This window comes from Lentzea nigeriaca (assembly GCF_016907955.1).
Lineage (GTDB): Bacteria > Actinomycetota > Actinomycetes > Mycobacteriales > Pseudonocardiaceae > Lentzea > Lentzea nigeriaca.
Map to the genome: position 1 here is coordinate 527,149 of NZ_JAFBCX010000001.1, position 14,878 is coordinate 542,026.

12 protein-coding genes are annotated in these 14,878 nt (G+C 69.4%); 8 read left to right on the forward strand and 4 right to left on the reverse strand.

The window, feature by feature from the left end; translation table 11 throughout:
* The first annotated feature begins 6 nt into the window (after positions 1-6).
* A complete protein-coding gene (locus tag JOD27_RS01920; RefSeq protein ID WP_204760367.1) occupies positions 7-888 on the forward strand; it encodes a hypothetical protein in 882 nt (293 codons plus the stop codon).
* A 43-nt stretch (positions 889-931) separates the two neighbouring features.
* Complete coding sequence (locus tag JOD27_RS01925; RefSeq protein WP_204760368.1) at positions 932-3,628, forward strand: caspase family protein; 2,697 nt, start codon at positions 932-934, stop codon at positions 3,626-3,628.
* Here the strand turns inward: JOD27_RS01925 and JOD27_RS01930 are convergent.
* Positions 3,607-4,518 (reverse strand): DNA polymerase domain-containing protein, encoded by a 912-nt coding sequence (locus tag JOD27_RS01930; RefSeq protein ID WP_204760369.1) that lies wholly within the window; start codon positions 4,516-4,518, stop codon positions 3,607-3,609. The genes JOD27_RS01925 and JOD27_RS01930 overlap by 22 nt on opposite strands.
* Complete coding sequence (gene ligD / locus JOD27_RS01935) at positions 4,508-5,452, reverse strand: non-homologous end-joining DNA ligase (protein WP_204760370.1); 945 nt, start codon at positions 5,450-5,452, stop codon at positions 4,508-4,510. Before ligD ends, JOD27_RS01930 begins: the two co-directional genes overlap by 11 nt.
* Before the next feature lie 61 nt (positions 5,453-5,513).
* Here ligD and JOD27_RS01940 point away from each other — a divergent pair, with 61 nt between their 5' ends.
* From JOD27_RS01940 to JOD27_RS01950, 3 genes are all read left to right on the forward strand, one after another.
* Positions 5,514-6,230, forward strand: coding sequence for a thioesterase II family protein (locus JOD27_RS01940; RefSeq protein WP_307829826.1), 717 nt, complete (start codon positions 5,514-5,516; stop codon positions 6,228-6,230).
* Between the two features lie 67 nt (positions 6,231-6,297).
* Positions 6,298-7,335, forward strand: coding sequence for a GDP-mannose 4,6-dehydratase (locus tag JOD27_RS01945; protein ID WP_204760372.1), 1,038 nt, complete (start codon positions 6,298-6,300; stop codon positions 7,333-7,335).
* Between the two features lie 42 nt (positions 7,336-7,377).
* A complete protein-coding gene (locus JOD27_RS01950; RefSeq protein WP_204760373.1) occupies positions 7,378-8,019 on the forward strand; it encodes a maleylpyruvate isomerase N-terminal domain-containing protein in 642 nt (213 codons plus the stop codon).
* A gap of 9 nt (positions 8,020-8,028) precedes the next feature.
* Here the strand turns inward: JOD27_RS01950 and JOD27_RS01955 are convergent, their stop codons facing one another.
* A complete protein-coding gene (locus tag JOD27_RS01955) occupies positions 8,029-9,915 on the reverse strand; it encodes an ABC transporter ATP-binding protein (RefSeq protein WP_204760374.1) in 1,887 nt (628 codons plus the stop codon).
* Complete coding sequence (locus JOD27_RS01960) at positions 9,912-11,639, reverse strand: ABC transporter ATP-binding protein (protein ID WP_204760375.1); 1,728 nt, start codon at positions 11,637-11,639, stop codon at positions 9,912-9,914. The genes JOD27_RS01955 and JOD27_RS01960 overlap by 4 nt, the downstream gene beginning before the upstream one ends.
* 65 nt (positions 11,640-11,704) lie before the next feature.
* On the opposite strand from JOD27_RS01960, the gene ccrA reads away from it, so the two are divergent.
* The 3 genes from ccrA to JOD27_RS01975 are packed head-to-tail and all read left to right on the forward strand — an operon-like array spanning position 11,705 to position 14,839.
* Positions 11,705-13,027, forward strand: a complete 1,323-nt coding sequence (gene ccrA / locus JOD27_RS01965) for a crotonyl-CoA carboxylase/reductase (RefSeq protein ID WP_204760376.1) — start codon at positions 11,705-11,707, stop codon at positions 13,025-13,027.
* An 11-nt stretch (positions 13,028-13,038) separates the two neighbouring features.
* The gene (locus tag JOD27_RS01970) at positions 13,039-14,253 is read left to right on the forward strand and encodes a cytochrome P450 (RefSeq protein ID WP_204760377.1); all 1,215 of its coding nucleotides are present in this window, start codon (positions 13,039-13,041) and stop codon (positions 14,251-14,253) included.
* A gap of 43 nt (positions 14,254-14,296) precedes the next feature.
* Positions 14,297-14,839 (forward strand): GNAT family N-acetyltransferase, encoded by a 543-nt coding sequence (locus tag JOD27_RS01975; RefSeq protein WP_204760378.1) that lies wholly within the window; start codon positions 14,297-14,299, stop codon positions 14,837-14,839.
* Positions 14,840-14,878 lie beyond the last annotated feature (39 nt).

Consider the following 14,878-nt stretch of genomic DNA (forward strand, 5'->3'; position numbering starts at 1 on the left):
GGAGTTGTGTTGTCGCGTTCCCCGGTTCGTGCGCTGCGCCACGGTGTTCTCGCCACGGCGATCGTGTTGTTCGTCTGCCTCGTCGTCGCGTTCTTCTCGTGGCTGTCCTATTCGGACGATCGAGACCTGTTGTCGTCCATGACCTCGCGCGAGGTCGGCAGCGTCGTGTCGTTCGACGGCGGTGCGGTGCAGGTGCGGTGGCCGTCCGGGTCGGCGCGCGTCCCGTACGAGGACGGCGACCGGATCGTGGGCAAGCAGACGCAGGTGGCGTTCGACCCGTCCGATCCTTCCCGTGCGGTGATTCCCGGTGCGGACCTGTTGCTGGAGACCGATCGCGCGCTGGGCGGCGTGACGTTCTCGATCGCGGTGGCGTTGCTGGTGGTTCTCGCCGGTCTGGTGCGGCTGTTCCTGGCCGTGCGGCCCGCGCGGGCCGAGCCGGTGACGGTGTCGTTGCGGCGGATCCGGCTGCAGTCGGGGCTGATGGTGCGGTCGTGGCTGGAGATCGACGGCCCGGTCGAGCGCTGGCTGCCCGTCTACTACGACCCGGTGCTCGTCACGCTGCCGTCGCCGGTCGACGTCGAACTGCGCGGCGGACGGGTCGCGGTGGCCGACGGCGTGACCATCTACCCGTCGGGTCGTCCGGTGCGGAAGCACCCGCGCGGCCGGCGGGTCGACAACCCCGCGCGGCCCGATCCCGAGACGCGGGCTCCACGCGGCCTGCTCGCCCAGCTGCGGGTGGACGCGGTGTTCCTGGTGCCCGCGCCGATCGTGGGCCTGTTCTGGGCCTACGTGGACGCGAGTGGTTTCACGGGCTGGATCACGGCCACGGTGATCGCCGCCGCGCTGGGCCTGTGGTGGGGTGCGTTCCGGGGCTCCGACCCGTCGTAATGCTTTCGGCCGGATGAGCGACCTCCTTCGATAGGAGGCCGCTATGACCGACGTCACACTGCGCGTCCACGAGGACGGGGCCGACGACGAGCGCATCGAGCAGCTCACGACTTTCCTGCGGGCTGAGCTGCGGGAACTGGTGCCGGTGTCCAGCGTTGCGGGTGAGGCCGCCGAGGGTGCCAAGGCGCTCGACCCCGCCGAGATCGGTGCCGTGCTGACGACCATCTCCCAGTCCACGGTCCTGGCCGCGTTGATCAACGCCGTGTCGTCGTGGCTGGGCCAGCGCCGCGAGCGGTCCGTGACGGTCGAGGCCGACGGCGACACCCTGGAACTGACCGGCGCACCCTCGGACGCCGAGCGGGCCCTGGCCGCGCAATGGCTGGAACGACGCCGCCTCAAGCGCTACGCGTTGATCATCGCGAGCTACGAGTTCACCGATCCCGGCCTGTCCGCGCTGCGCGCCCCCGCCCACGACGCCGCCCGCCTCGGCGAGGTCCTGGCCGACCCGCGCATCGGCGGTTTCGACGTGCGCACCCTGATCAACTCCTCGGCCGCCGAGGTGAACGAGGCCGTCGAGGACTTCTTCGCCGACCGCGAACCGGACGACCTCCTGGTCCTGCACTTCTCCGGCCACGGCGTGAAGGACGAGGCGGGCGAGCTCCACTTCGCCACGTCCGGCACCCGGCTCAACCGCCTGGCCGGCACCGCCGTCTCCGCCGACTTCGTGGCGCGCCGCATGACCCGCTCCCGCTCCCGCCGCATCGTGCTGCTGCTCGACTGCTGCTACTCCGGCGCGTTCGGCCGCGGCATGGTCGCCCGCGCCGGTGGCTCCGTGGGCATCGAGGAACAGTTCGGCGGCAGCGGCCGGGCCGTGATCACCGCCTCCTCGTCCATGGAGTACGCCTTCGAGGGCGCTTCGGTCGCGGACACCTCCGTCGGCGAACCGTCGGTCTTCACCTCGGCCCTGGTGGAAGGCCTGGAATCCGGTGACGCCGACCGCGACCAGGACGGCCACGTGGGCCTCGACGAGCTCTACGAGTACGTCTACGACCGCGTCCGCCGCGTCACCCCGCACCAAACACCCGGCAAGTGGATGCTCGACGTGCGCGGCGACCTGCGCATCGCCCGCCGCGCCCGTCCGGTCTCGGTCCCCGCACCCCTGTCGTCGGACCTGCAGGAAGCCATCGACCACTCGCTGCCCGGGGTGCGGGCGGGGGCGATTCCGTCGCTGGTGCGGATGTTGTCGGTGGCGCACGAGGGGCGGGTGCTGGCCGCGCGGCTCGCGTTGCGGCGGCTGGCGGAGGACGACAGCCGGATGGTGGCGACGGCGGCGGCGAAGGCCCTGGCTGACGACGAGAGCCGGAAGACGGCGGTCCTGGATGAGGAGGCCGGGCGGCGTGGAGCGGCGGTGGTGGCCTCGGGTGAGGGGTCCGGGCGGCGTGGAGCGGTGGGGGCGTTGCGTGAGGAGGCCGGGCGGCCAGGACCGGCAGCGGCCGATCGTGCGGCGGAGAGGCGTGCGGGCGGTCATCCGGCGACGGAGGGGCGCACAACGTCCGGTACGTCACGCGGGCGCGCACCGACCTCGCTGATCGCCGGGCGGGAGGGTGCGGACTCCGCAACCGGTGCGGGCCAGGCTCACGCGGGCGTCCCCCTGGATCGGGAACCCCCGCTTTCCACGGTACTCAGCAGGTCTGACAGTCCGGCCGGGTTCGACCGTCCGGCCGGGTCTGACAATCCGGTGGCGTCCGACGGTCCGGCAGGGACAGCCGTGAGCGGCGAACAGGCGGCCCAGCCTGACGAGCGTGGCAGCGGGCCGAGACGGTCGTTCCTCACCGCGTCGGGAGCAGGCTCGGCCGCGTCGGGAGCGATCCCCAGCCGGGTACCGGACTTCGAAGCGGCGACGTCCGGGCCGATCGCAGCAACACCCGAAGGTGGTTCCGCGATCGGGCCGGTGAGCATCGCGGCCGCGCTGCCCCGCCTGGCCGCGGGCCTGGCGCTCGTCCTCCTCGTGATCGGCCTCATGACAGTCACCGGCGGCCTGACCAACCACCTCGGCGACACCATTCCCAACACCTTGCTGTTCGCCACCGTCTGGCCGTGGGCGCTAGTCGCCACCATGTTCGCGTTGACCTGCCGCGACCACCCGTGGCTGCCCGGCGCCGCCCTCGGTCTGCTGGCGGGCACGACCGGCCTCGTCGGCGGCAGCGGGGCGACCTACCTGCCGTTCCAGCTCGGCATGGCCGCGACGGTGGCGGCCACAGCGCTCCTGGCGAGTCCCTGGTGGCTCGCGGCCGTGAGCGGAGTGCTCGGCGCGGTCGGTGTGCTCGCGGTCGCGGCCTCTGCCGACGCCCTGGAATCGTTCACCGGCGACGCGACGGACCTCACGTTCCTGGCCGTCGCGCTCGCCCTCACCGGTCTCGCTGCCTACCGGATGTGGCGGGCACGGGCCTGGTTCACCGCGATCGCCCCGGCGTTGCTGGTCCTGGACGCGGCCCTGCACCTCACCGGTGTCCCGCTGTTCGTCCTGCACGCGAGCTTCGCGGGCCTGGTCGTGGTCCCGCTGATCGCCACCCTGACCAGCGGCAGGGCGAGGTTCGCCGGCTACGTGACCGTCGCGGCCGGGCTGCTGGTGCGCGCCAACGAGTACGTCGCCGCGTCGGAGCCGACGTTCACCAGCGTCTCCCACGTGGCTCTGCCGCTGGCCGCCGCGATCGCCGCCTACTTCTCCCGTTCGCGCTGAGCCTTGCGCCGCTTGCCCTCGTGCATCGCGACGACCCGCGCGACCGGGATGCCGTGCCCTTCCTCCACCAGGGCGTCGGGCAGGCGTTGCGGCGCGGGCATCAGCGAGGTCCACGGATCGCCGTCGAACCTGCTCTTCACGGTGAAGTCGGCGGGGACGACGTCCTTCAGCGAGTCCCACGGCACCGGGAACGAGATCGGCAGGTCCTCCCGCAACCGCGGGCTGTAGGCGGCGACGACGGTGGCTCCCCAGGCCCGCGTCGAGTCGAGGAACACCTTCCCGCCGCGGTCGTCCCGGATGTACGCGGTGGTGGCCAGGTCGGGGTTGAGCTTCTCCGCCCGTGCCGCCACCGCCCGCGTCGCCGCGGCCACGTCGTCGGGATCGTGCTTCTCCAGCGGCACGAAGATGTGCACGCCCTTGGCGCCGCTGGTCTTCACCGCACCTTCCAGCCCCGCCTGCGCCAAAGCTTCCCTGATCAGGAACGCCGCCCCGACCACGACGTCGAATCCGGCACCCTCCGGCGGGTCGATGTCGAGCACCATGTGCGTCTGGTGATCGCCGAGGAACAACGGCACGTGGTACTCGACCGCGCGTTGGTTCGCGAACCACATCAGCGTCTGCTTGTCGTCGCACAGCGCGTACTTGATCTGCCGGTGCGACGTCTCCGCCCAGACCTCGACCGTCTTGACGAACGACGGCGTGTACTTGGGCACGTTCTTCTGCATGAACGGCTCCTGGCCGCGGAGAACTCGCCACACGGACAGCGGCCGCCCCGCCAGCACCGGCACGAACCGGTCGGCGACGAAGTCCAGGTACTCCACCAGGTCGCCCTTGACCGCGCCACCGAAGAGCGGCTGGTCGAGGCTCGAGAACTTGATCTCACTGCTCATCGGGAACCTCGAGTTCGTCTCGGGCGGCCCACTCCAGCAGCGGCTCGATTCCCCACACCGCGTCGTCGATCCCGGCGTGCAGGTCGCCCAGTTCGGCGTAGCGCTTCGGCACGGTGGCGATGGTGAACTCGCGCGGGTCGACGTCCGGGACCTCGTCCCAGCGGATCGGCGTCGACACCGTGGCCTCGGGGACACCGCGCACCGAGTAGGCCGACGCGATCGTCCGGTCGCGCGTGTTCTGGTTGTAGTCCACGAAAACGAGCGACGGGTCGCGGTCCTTGCGCCACCACGTGGTCTCCACGTCGTCGGGTGCGCGGCGTTCGACCTCGTGCGCGAACGCCAGAGCCGCCTTGCGCACGTCGTGGAACCCGTAGTCGGGCTTGATCCGCACGTAGATGTGCAGGCCTTTGGACCCCGAGGTCTTCGGGAACCCCACCGCGCCGAGCTCGGCCAGCACCTCCTGCACCACGCCCGCGACCCGGCGCACCCGGTCGAACGTGCACGTCGGACCGGGGTCGAGGTCGATGCGCCACTCGTCGGGCTTCTCGGTGTCCGCTGCCCGCGAGTTCCACGGGTGGAACTCCACAGTGGACATCTGCACGGCCCAGATCACGTCGGCGATGTGCGTGACGCAGAGTTCGTCCGCGTGGCGGTTGTAGCGCGGGAAATGCACCCGCACGGTCCGCACCCACGGCGGTGCGCCGTGCGGAAGCCTTTTCTGGTGCACTTTCTCGCCGCTCACGCCCTCGGGGAAGCGGTGCAGCATGCACGGCCGTTCCCGCAGCGCGCGGACGATTCCGTCACCGACGGACAGGTAGTAGTTCGCGAGATCCAGTTTCGTCTCGCCGCGCGCGGGAAAGTAGACGCGGTCGGGGTTGGAGATCCGCACGACGCGGTCCTCCACCTCGAGCTCCACAGCCGGGGACTTGCCCATGCCGTTCAACCTAACCGTTTCCAGGCGTTTCCTCAGCTCGAACGGTGTTTGCATCGACGCCGTGGACGCCGGTCTCTGGTTTCGGCGGTTCTGCGAGGCCCCGGACGGCGCGCCTCGGCTGGTGTGCTTCCCGCACGCGGGTGGCGCGGCGAGCTGGTACCAGCCGTTCGCGCAGGCCTTCCAGGGCCGGGCCGAGCTGAACGCCGTCCAGTACCCCGGCCGGCAGGACCGCAGGTCAGAGCCCCTGATCGACGACATCCGCCGGCTCGCGGACGAGATCGCGCCCCGGCTGACCCGTGACAGGCCGCTGCACCTCCTCGGGCACAGCATGGGTGCGATGATCGCGTTCGAGGTGGCGCTGCGGCACGAACCCGACCACCTGTTCGTCTCGGGGCGGCGCGCGCCGCAGATCGTCCGCGACGACCGCGTGCACCAGCGGGACGACGCCGGCCTCATCGCCGAGGTCAGGAAGCTCGCGGGCACGAACGCGCAAGTGTTCGACGACGAGGAGCTGGTGCGGATGGTGCTGCCCGCCATCCGCGCCGACTACCGGGCCGCGGAGACCTACCGCTACCGCCCTGGACCCCCTCTCGGGTGCCCGCTGACCGCGTTGACCGGCGACGCCGACCCGAAAGCCTCGGTCGACGAGGTGGAGCGGTGGCGGGAACGCACGACCGGGCCGTTCGCGCTGAAGGTGTTCCCCGGCGGCCATTTCTTTCTGTCGGACAACAGAAGTGCCGTTACCGCCGTCGTTTCCGGCGAAACCCCTAGTGCCTGAACCCCTAGTTTTGCAAGGGATTCGGGTCCGTCCCGTTGCGGACCTTAGGGTGATGAGAGGAAACGGGATGACCAAGCGGGCACTGATCACCGGGATCACCGGGCAGGACGGGTCCTACCTCGCCGAGCACCTGCTCAAACAGGGCTACCAGGTGTGGGGGCTCATGAGGGGGCAGGCGAACCCGCGCAAGATGCGGGTGTCCAGGCTGATGTCCGAACTGTCCTTCGTGGACGGTGACCTGATGGACCAGGCGTCACTGGTGTCCGCTGTGGACCTGGTGCAGCCGGACGAGGTCTACAACCTCGGCGCCATCTCGTTCGTGCCGATGTCGTGGCAGCAGGCCGAGCTCGTCACCGAGGTCAACGCCATGGGCGTGCTGCGCGTGCTGGAGGCCATCCGCATCGTCTCCGGCCTGTCCAGCAGCCGCCACAACGGAGCCGCGGCCAAGAACATCCGCTTCTACCAGGCGTCGTCGTCGGAGATGTTCGGCAAGGCGGCCGAGACCCCGCAGCGCGAGACCACGATCTTCCACCCCCGCAGCCCGTACGGGGTGGCGAAGGCCTACGGGCACTTCATCACCCGCAACTACCGCGAGTCGTTCGGCATGTACGCGGTCGGCGGCATCCTGTTCAACCACGAGTCGCCGCGTCGTGGCGCCGAGTTCGTGACCCGCAAGATCTCCCTCGGCGTCGCGAAGATCAAGCTGGGGCTGCAGGACAAGCTGGCGCTCGGCAACCTGGACGCGTTGCGCGACTGGGGTTTCGCCGGCGACTACGTGCGCGCGATGCACCTGATGCTCCAGCAGGACGAGCCGGAGGACTACGTCGTCGGCACCGGCGAGATGCACTCGGTGCGCGACGCCGTGCGCCTCGCGTTCGACCACGTCGGCCTCAACTGGGAGGACCACGTCTACATCGACCCGGTGCTGGTCCGCCCGGCCGAGGTCGAGATCCTCTGCGCCGACACCACCCGCGTGCGCGGTGAGCTGGGCTGGAAGCCCGAGGTCGACTTCTCGTCGCTGATGAAGATGATGGTGGAGGCCGACCTCAAGCACGTCGCCACCGAGCACGAGTACGGCGACCTGCTGGCCGCCGCCAGCTGGTAGTTCCACCTGCCGCGAATCCACAGCCGCTGTAGTTTTGCGGCTGTGGATTCTTTTTCGCTTGCCCTGGGGTCGCTTCTCGAGGCGGTCGGCGAGCTCACCGACTCCGACTTCGCCCAGCCGTCGGGCTGTCCGGGCTGGCTGGTGCGGGACCTGGTGTGCCACTTCGCGATCGACGCGCAGGACGTGCTGATCACCCTGGTGACGCCCACCCCGGACCCGGTGACGCACGACTCGGTGACCTACTGGAAGGTTTCGCACGAGCCGTCCGACGACCCGTTGGCGGCGCTGACCGTCCGGCTCGCCGCGGCCTACGGCGAGCCGTGGATGCTGAAGCACCACGTCGACGACCTGGGCCAGGCGGCGCTGCGGGCGGCTCAGCTGGCCGATCCGACGTTGAAGGTCAGCACGCAGGACATGGTGCTGTGCACGGCCGGCTACCTGGGCGCGTACGTCTGGGAGTGGACGCTGCACCACCTCGACCTGGTCGCACACGTGCCGGGCAAGGCAGGTCCGCCGGCATCGTCGCTGGCCAGGTGCCGCGAGATGCTGGAGCAGATCGCCGGCGCGTTCCCGGCGTCGTGGCCGGACGAGGACGTGCTGCTGGTGGGAACGGGACGGCGCGCCCCGACCGAAGCGGAGCGCGCCGAGCTGGGAGACCTCGCGATCCCGTTCGTCCTGGGCTGAGCACCGGTCCTAGGCCGAGTACAGGCGGGCGTAGAAACCGTTGGCGGCCATGAGTTCCTCGTGCGTGCCGCGTTCCACGACGGCGCCCTGGTCCATCACGACGATGAGGTCGGCGTTGCGGATCGTGGACAGCCGGTGCGCGATCACGAAGCTGGTCCGCCCGGCCCGCAGCGACGTCATGGCCTGCTGGATCAGGACTTCGGTGCGGGTGTCGATCGACGACGTGGCCTCGTCCAGCAGCAGGATCGCCGGCTGGGCGAGGAACGCGCGCGCCAGCGTGATGAGCTGCCGTTCGCCCGCGGACAGCCCGCCGTGCTCCTCGTCGAGCACGGTGTCGTAGCCGTGGGGGAGCGCGCGCACGAACCGGTCCACGCACATCGCCTGCGCGGCCGCGATGATCTCCTCGCGGGTAGCACCGGGTTTGCCGTAGGCGATGTTCTCGGCGATCGTGCCCTCGAACAGCCACGTGTCCTGCGAGACGAGTCCGATGGCCGACCTGAGGTCCTCGCGGGTCATCGCGGTGATGTCGGTGCCGTCCAACAGGATCCGGCCGCCGTCGAGGTCGTGGAACCGCAGCAGGAGGTTGCCCAGCGTCGTCTTGCCCGCGCCGGTGGGCCCGACGATGGCGACGAGCTGCCCCGGCGCCGCCGTGAGCGACAGGTCGTCGATCAGCGGTTTCTCCGGCACGTACCGGAAGGAGACGCGGGAGAACTCGACGTGCCCGCGCACCGGTGAGACGGTGGCGGGTCGGGAGGGTGCCGGCGATTGTTCCGGCTCGTCCAGCAGCTCGAACACCCGCTGCGCGGACGCGATGCCGGACTGGAGCTGGCCGGAGAAGTTCGCGACGTCGATGATCGGTCGGGAGAACATGCCGGAGTACTGGATGAACGCCTGCACGTCACCGATGGACACGCTGCCACTGGCCACTCTCAGCGCGCCGACCACGGCCACCAGCACGTAGTTGAGGTCGGTGATGAACCTGGTCGCGGGCCCGATCAGGCCGGAGATCGCCTGCGCGCTGAACGACGACCGGTACATCGTCTCGTTGCGCTCGGCGAACTCCCGCGCCGCCTGGTCCTGCCGGCCGAACGCGGTGATCAGCGCGTGCCCGCTGTACATCTCCTCGACGTGCGCGTTCAGTGCACCCGTCGACTGCCACTGCTCGGCGAACTTCGGCATGGCGCGCCTGGAGATGTACGCGGCCAGCACCAGCGCGATCGGCACGCAGATCAGCACCAGCACGGCCAGTTCGACGGAGATCACCAGCATGATCGCCAGGACACCGACGACGCTGACGACGCTCGTGAGCATCTGGCCGATCGACAGCTGGACGGTCCGCTGCAGGTTGTCGACGTCGTTGGAGACACGGGACAGCACCTCGCCGCGCGGGTTGCGGTCGAAGTACGCCAGCGGAAGACGGGTGAGCTTCGCGTCGATCTCCTCGCGCAGCCGGTAGACGGCGTGCTGGACGATGTTCGCGACGATCCGGCCCTGCACCAGCATCGACACCGACCCGATCAGGTACAGGCCGAGGATCACGAGCAGCAGCTGGCCGAGCGACGGGAAGTCGACGCCCTGGCCGGGGACGACGTCGACGGTGCTGATGACGTTGGCGAGCGTGTCCTTGCCCTGATCGCGCAGCTGGGCGAGGATCTGCTCCTCGGTGGCGCCGGCGGGCAGGGTGCGGCTGACGAGGCCGGTGAAGATGAGGTCGGTGGCGCGGCCGAGCAGGATCGGGCCGAGCAGGTTGAGCCCGATCGACACGACCGCGAGCAACCCGATCACGACCAGCTTGCCCCGGTACGGCAGCAGCAGCCCGAAGAGGCGTTTGGTGGTGCTGGGTTTACGTTTTTCCGTTGCCTGCGCGGGTGCTTCCGGAGCTGCGAGCAGTGTCATCGGACGGCCCGTCCCACAGGCTGGGAGAGGGCGATCTCCCGGTAGGTCTGGTTGGTGCCGACGAGCTCGGCGTGCGTGCCGGAGCCGACGACCTGGCCGTCCTCCAGCACGATGACGCGTGACGCCGCCTCGACGGTGCTGATCCGCTGGGTGACCAGCAGGATCGTCGCGTCGCCGAGCTCGCGGGCCAGTGCGGCGCGCAGCCGTGCCTCGGTGCCGAGGTCGAGCGCGGAGAAGCAGTCGTCGAGCAGGTAGATCTCGGGGCGCCGCACCAGTGTGCGGGCGATGGCGAGCCGTTGTCTCTGTCCACCTGAGACGTTCGAGCCGCCCTGCGTGATCGGGGCGTCGAGGCCGAGCGGCCGGACGAACTCGGCGGCCTGCGCGATCTCCAGCGCGTGCCACAGCTCGTCGTCGGTGGCGTCTTCCTTGCCGTAGCGGAGGTTCGACGCGATCGTGCCGCTGAACAGGTGTGCCTTCTGGGGCACGTACCCGACGGCCTGGTGCAGTGCCGACGGGTCGAGGTCGCGGATGTCGACACCGTTGATCCGCACCTCACCGCTCGTGACGTCGTAGAGCCTCATGGCGAGCGAGAGCAGTGTCGACTTGCCGCTGCCCGTGCTGCCGAGGACCGCGACCGTGTCGCCGGGCCGTGCCACCAGGTCGACGTCCCGCAGCACCGGTTTTTCCGCGCCGGGGTAGCCGAACGTGGCTTGGCGCAGTTCCAGGTGGCCGCGCGTGTGCATTGCCGTGATCGGCTTCTTCGGTTGCCGGATGCTGGATTCCGCTTGCAGCACCTCGTTGATGCGGTCTGCTGACACGGCCGCGCGCGGGGCTTCGGTGAACACCAGCATCGCCATGATGATCGCGACGATGATCAGCGTGACGTACGACAGCAGCGCGAGCAGTGCGCCGAGCTGCATGGTGCCGTCGTCGATGCGGTGCCCGGAGAACCAGATGATCGCGACCGTCAGCACGTTCATGACGGTCATGACCATCACCGGCAGCGCCGCCATGATCCGCCCGACCCGCAGCGTCGTGCCGTACAGGTCGCGGTTGGTGGTGTCGAAGCGGTCGCGTTCGTGCGGGTCGCGGACGAACGCCCTGATCACCCGTACGCCGGTGATCTGCTCGCGCAGCAGGTGGTTGATGCGGTCCAGGAACCGTTGCATGGCCTCGTAGAACGGCGAGAGCCGCTTCAGCATCAGCGTGAGACCGATGATCACGACGACGACCAGCGCGATCAGGATCGTCGACACCGGCACGTCCTGCGCCAGCGCCAGCGCGACGCCGCCGACGCACATGATGACCGCCGACACCGCGACGTCGGCGGTGGTCAGCACGATGCTCTGGACCTGTCCGACGTCGTTGACCGTCCTGGTGATCAGCGACGGCGCGCCGATCTGGTCGACCTCGCGGGCAGACAGGCTCATGACCTTCCCGAACACCTTCGCGCGCAGATCACGTCCGAGACCCGCGGACAGGCGGGAGCTCAGCAGCATCGCGCCGCTCGCGGTGAGGATCTGCGCCACGGCCACCCCGAGCATGGAGGAGCCGGTGACCCAGATGTAGGCGGCGTCGCCGAGGAGCACCCCGTTGTCGATGATCCGCGCGTTGAGCGTGGGCAGCAGCAGGGTCGCGGCCGTCTGGACCAGCTGCAGTGCCACCAGGAGCAAGAGTGGTCCCCGGTAGGGCCGGAGGTGGGTGTTCAGAAATCCGATGAGCACACGGTCCAGCAGACCGCAGTTTCTTGCGGGCATTCCCTAGCGTCTGTGCTCCTACCGTGGAGGGCATGAGCGAGATCCTGAGCGCCATCGAATCCGACGACGCGGTGGCGCGGGACTTCGAGGCGTTACCGGTGCCCGAGAGCTACCGCGCCGTGGTCGTGGAGGAGAGCGACGCGGAGATGTTCGCGGGCCTGCCGACCCGGGACAAGGATCCGCGGCGGTCGCTGAAGGTCCGTGAGGTGGCGACGCCGGAGCTCGCGCCCGGTGAGGCGCTGGTCGCCGTGATGGCGTCCGCGATCAACTACAACACAGTGTGGACCTCGATCTTCGAGCCGCTGCCCACGTTCGGGTTCCTGCGGCGGCTCGGTGGCAGGCACGATCTGCCGTACCACGTGGTGGGGTCGGACCTCGCCGGTGTCGTGCTGCGCGTCGGCCCCGGTGTGACGGTGTGGAAGCCGGGCGACCGCGTGGTCGCGCACTGTCTGGACGTGCCGCTGGAGCACCCGGACGGCCACAACGACACGATGCTCGACCCGCGGCAGCGGATCTGGGGTTTCGAGACGAACTTCGGCGGTCTGGCCGATCTGGCGCTGGTCAAGGCGAACCAGCTGATGCCGAAGCCCGAGCACCTGACGTGGGAGGAGGCCGCCTCCCCCGGTCTGGTCAACTCCACCGCCTACCGCCAGCTGGTGTCGGTCAACGGCGGCAACATGAAGCAGGGCGACACGGTCCTGATCTGGGGTGCTTCCGGCGGACTCGGTTCCTACGCCACGCAGTTCGCGTTGAACGGCGGCGCGACTCCGGTCTGTGTCGTGTCGTCCCCGGACAAGGCCGAGATCTGCCGGTCGATGGGCGCCGAGCTGATCATCGACCGCTCCGCCGAGGGCTACCGGTTCTGGAAGAACGAGCACGAGCAGGACCCGCGCGAGTGGAAGCGGTTCGGCGCTCGCATTCGCGAGCTGACCGGCGGTGAGGACCCGGACATCGTGTTCGAGCACCCCGGCCGCGAAACGTTCGGCGCCAGCGTTTTCGTCGCGCGCAAGGGCGGCAAGATCGTCACCTGCGCGTCGACGTCCGGTTACCTGCACCAGTACGACAACCGCTACCTGTGGATGAACCTCAAGCACATCATCTCCTCGCACTTCGCGAACTACCGCGAGGCCTGGGAGGCGAACCGGTTGGTGGCCAAGGGGAAGATCCACCCCACACTGTCCAAGGTGTACTCACTCGACGAGACCGGGCAGGCCGCGTTCGACGTGCACCGCAACGCCCACCAGGGCAAGGTCGGAGTGCTGTGCCTGGCACCGTCCGAGGGCCTGGGCGTGCTGGACCACGAGCTGCGCGACAGAAACATCGGCGCGATCAACCGATTCCGCACCTCTCACTGAAGGTTCTCCCGATGACGGAAGAAGTAGTCGCGCCGGCTCCGGCGTGCCCGTTCCCGTTCGCCCGTGACCCGCACCGCCCACTGGACCTTCCGCCGGAGTACGCGCGGCTGCGCGCCGACCGGCCGGTGCAGAAGGTGACGACACCGGCGGGCGACACGGCCTGGCTGGTGTCCAGGTACGCCGATGTGCGTGCTCTTCTCGCGGACACGGACCGGTTCTCCGCCGAGGTGATGAACCCCGGCTACCCGCGGTACCTGTTCCCGGTGGACCCGCAGCCGGGCGCGTTCGTCACGGTCGACCCGCCGGACCACACCCGCTACCGGCGCATGATCATGTCGATGTTCACCAAGAAGAAGGCCGAGGAAGTGCGTCCGTCGGCGCAGAAGCTGGTGGACGAGCGGATCGACGCGATCCTGAAGCTACCGCAGCCGGTCGACCTGGTCACGCACTTCGCGCGCCCCATCCCGTTGACCGTCGTCTGCGAGCTGCTGGGCGTTCCCTACAAGGACCGTCTCGCGTTCGGCCGCTGGATCAACACCCTCGTCGAGACGACGTCGTCGCAGGCCCACCGCAACGCGGCGGCGGGTGCGCTGTTCGGCTACCTGACGAAGCTGGTGGCGCAGAAGGAGAAGGAGCCCACCGACGACGTACTCGGCCGGCTGGTGTCGAACCAGATGGCCGCGGGCGAGCTGAAACGCGAAGAAGCCGTCGTCATCGGCATGATGCTGCTGTCGGCGGGCTACGACACGACGGCGTCGTCGATCGCGTTGAGCATCCTGACGCTGCTGGAGCACCCCGAGCAGCTGGTGAAGCTGCGCGAGAACCCGGGCCTGATCGTCGGTGCCGTGGAGGAGTTGTTACGGCACCAGAACGTCATGCAGTGCGGTGTCGGCCGGGTGGCCAAAGTGGACCTGGAGATCGCCGGCCAGCCGATCAGGGCGGGGGAGGGGATCATCGCGCTGCTGTCCTCCGCGGACCGCGACGAGTCGGTGTACTCCGATGCCGACACGCTCGACATCACGCGGAAGGACTCGACGCCGCTGGCGTTCGGGCACGGCATCCACAGCTGCATCGCGAAGTTCCTGTCCCGCGTGGAACTCCAGGTGGCGCTGCTGACGTTGATCACCCGCATTCCGACGCTCGCATTGGCGAAACCGGCCGACGAGCTGCGTTTCCGGGACGGCGCGATCGTCTACTCGCTGCGGGAGCTCCCGGTCGTCTGGTGAAAACCGGATGCCGGCCGCCCGGAGGGATCCCTACCCTCCGGGCATGGATCTTCGCGAGGAACTCCCGAGTGACGAACAGTCCGTGCGTGACGTCCACCTCCAGGCCTTCGGGCGCGGCCATGCGGTAGGTGATCTGGTCGGCAGCCTGCGGGACACCATCACGCCGCAGAGCGGCCTCTCACTGCTCGCCGAGCTCGACGGGCAGGTCGTCGGGCACGTCATGTTCACCCGCTGCCTGCTCGACGCCCCAGCGCGGCTGGTCGACGTGCAGGTCCTCAGCCCGGTGGGCGTGCTGCCCGAGTTCCAGCGCCGCGGCATCGGCTCGGCGCTGATCAGGCACGGCCTGGAGACCCTGGCGGAGCGGGCCGTTCCCGTCGTCTTCCTCGAGGGAAACCCGGCCTACTACTCGCGCTTCGGCTTCGTCCGCGGTGAGGATCTGGGCTTCCGCAAGCCGTCGCTGCGCATCCCGGACGGCGCTTTCCAAGCCATCACGCTCCCGGCGCACGAGCCGTGGATGACGGGCACGCTGGTCTACTCGGAGCCGTTCTGGAGGCACGACGCGGTCGGTCTCCGCAACCCAGACTAGGCGTATGCCAGGCACTCGGACGCGAGGATTCCTGACAGG